The sequence below is a fragment of the Eudoraea sp. genome, assembly GCF_049665975.1.
In the GTDB taxonomy this organism is placed as follows: Bacteria; Bacteroidota; Bacteroidia; order Flavobacteriales; family Flavobacteriaceae; genus Eudoraea.
On the sequence record NZ_JBATGR010000018.1, the window covers coordinates 1 to 2,611 of the forward strand.

The 2,611-nt window shown below is 39.3% G+C and carries 2 protein-coding genes; both read right to left on the bottom strand.

Features of this window, described 5'->3' with window-relative positions; genetic code table 11:
• Window positions 1–1,534 (bottom strand): NAD(P)/FAD-dependent oxidoreductase (locus WBN20_RS00680; RefSeq protein WP_424280346.1); only part of this gene is annotated, 1,534 nt, incomplete at its 3' end.
• 86 nt (window positions 1,535–1,620) lie between these two features.
• The coding region (locus WBN20_RS00685) for a DEAD/DEAH box helicase (RefSeq protein WP_424280347.1) at window positions 1,621–2,611 on the bottom strand (991 nt) is incomplete at its 5' end.

A 2,611-nucleotide genomic window follows, 5' to 3' on the forward strand; every position in this document is an offset into this window, starting at 1 on the left:
CCTCAGCACATCGTTCACCATCCATCGCCGATGATACAATGCCGCCTGCATAACCACCACCTTCACCGCATGGGAACAAACCTTTAATTTCGGGATGCTCTAATTGTTCGTTCCTGGGAATGTTTACCGGAGACGAAGTCCGCGATTCTACTCCCACAATATTGGCCTCTGAGGTGTAGTAGCCTTTCATTTTCTTGCCGAATTCTGCAAATCCGGTTCTTAAACGGCTTCCTATCGACCTGGGAAGTAACGAATGCAAGGGTGCCGATTTGAGTCCAGGTTGGTACGATGTTGGGTTTAAATCTGAAGAGAGTATACCCCCTACAAAATCTGTTAACCGCTGGGCAGGAGCGGTTTGGCTTCTTCCACCAGAAGTAAAGGCCAATCGTTCTAAATCTTTTTGGTATTCCAAACCTTTTAAGACGCCGAACTTTTCGTATTTCGGAAGATCTTCCTCCACGTTAATTTCAACAACAATGCCTGAATTTGCGAAAAGGTTATTTCGTTTGGAAGGCGACATACCGTTAACAACTACTTCCCCAGGCGATGTAGCTGCGGGAACTATAAACCCACCAGGGCACATACAAAACGAATACACACCTCGATTCTTCACTTGTTGAACCAAGCTATAGGAAGCGGCCGGAAGTAGTTCATCGCGCTCTCCTTTGCAATGGTATTGAATAGAATCTATAATTTGCTGTGGATGTTCTACGCGAACCCCCATAGCAAAAGACTTTGCTTTTAGGGCGATGTTCTTTTTTTGAAGAAGGTAAAAAATGTCACGGGCAGAATGGCCTGTCGCTAATATGACCCGGGATACTTGCAATTCATTTCCATTCTGTAAAACAATTGTTTTTAACTCGTTATGCTCTATTATCAAATCAATCACTTTAGTATTGAAATGTACTTCGCCACCATGTCTGAGTATTGTTTCCCGAATGTTCTGAACAATTTTAGGTAGTTTATTCGTGCCAATATGTGGGTGTGCATCAATAAGTATATGTTCTGTTGCACCATGGTGTACAAGGCTTTCAAAAATACGTCTGACATCACCTCGTTTTAGACTCCGTGTATATAATTTCCCGTCGGAATAGGTGCCTGCACCACCTTCCCCAAAACAGTAATTGCTATTCTCGTTTACAATATGATCCTGGTTTATGGCTTTTATATCTCTGCGACGATCTTGCACATTTTTACCCCGCTCAAGAACAATAGGCCTGAAGCCAAGCTCTAAACAACGCAATGCGGCCCACATTCCAGCAGGACCAAAACCGATAATATGAATGGGTTTGGCTTTTGAAACATCTTTGTAAGCAAAAGAGTAGGTAGAACTCTCAGGAGCTTTTTCCTTTATGTAAGCGGTGAGCTTGTAATTGAAATAGATAGTTTTTTTTCTCGCGTCGATAGACTTCCGAAGTACTTTTATTGTAAAATCATTTTCAGAAATACCAAGGTTTTGCGCAGCTTTACGCATAAGAATGCCTTCTTGGCCCTCTTCCTTTAAACCTACCCTTACCTGGATGTTTCTGATCATAAGGTAAAATTACTCGAAATAAAGTAGTGTGTCCGATATAATAATAACCAGTGCCTTTTCAACTAAATACCAATCTTAAGTAATAGTTATTTCTTTCTTTTACTTTTATTATAATTCTTATCACCTCTGGTTTGCGGTTTTTTATATTTGGCTTTTATTATGCGTTTGTAAGCCCCTCTTTCATTTGTTTTCCTGTTTTTTTCCGCCTTTTCGTGAAAACTTTCCCCACGTTCATGCTCTTTACTTTGTTTATGGGGATTATATGGTTCACTAACCTGAGGTTGCTCTTCCGGGGTTAGCCTTGTAGCTGTTTCTACGTCTGCAGGAAATGGAATTTGTTTAATTTCCATATTCATAAGTGCTTCAATAGCATTTTTATAGGCAATTTCTTTCTTCGAATAGAACAATAGGGATTCTCCTTTCTTCTCTGCCCGGCCTGTACGACCAATTCGGTGCATGTAATTTTCAGGAAAACGCGGGGTATCAAAGTTTATAACATGAGTTATTTCGCTTAAATCAAGACCGCGTGCCATTACATCGGTAGTAACCAAAATCCTATTTAGCCCTTCATCAAACTGTTTAATAGACCGCATTCGGTAGTTTTGCGTTTTATTAGAGTGAATTACACAAACTTCCTCATTATATAACTCTTGTAATTCTTCAAACAAACGATCGGCACTTCTTTTATTTGAAACAAAAACGAGTACTTTTTTAAAAGTGGCTGCATCTTTTAACAACTGTACGAGCAAATTTGCTTTAGTATAAAAATTGGGCACCGCATAGCTGCTTTGAGTAATATTTTCCAATGGTGTACCACTTAAGGCAACTGAAATCTTTACTGTCGAAATAAAAAATTTAGCTATTATATCTTCTATTTCCTCAGTCATTGTGGCGGAAAACATAATATTTTGACGCTTTGTTGGTAATAAATCGAAAATATTGGTAAGCTGAAACCTAAACCCTAAATCGAGCATGACATCAACTTCATCAATGACTAATTTTTTAATCGCTTTTAATTGCAATGCACGACTTAAAATCAAGTCATATAACCTGCCGGGGGTACCTACAACTATATCC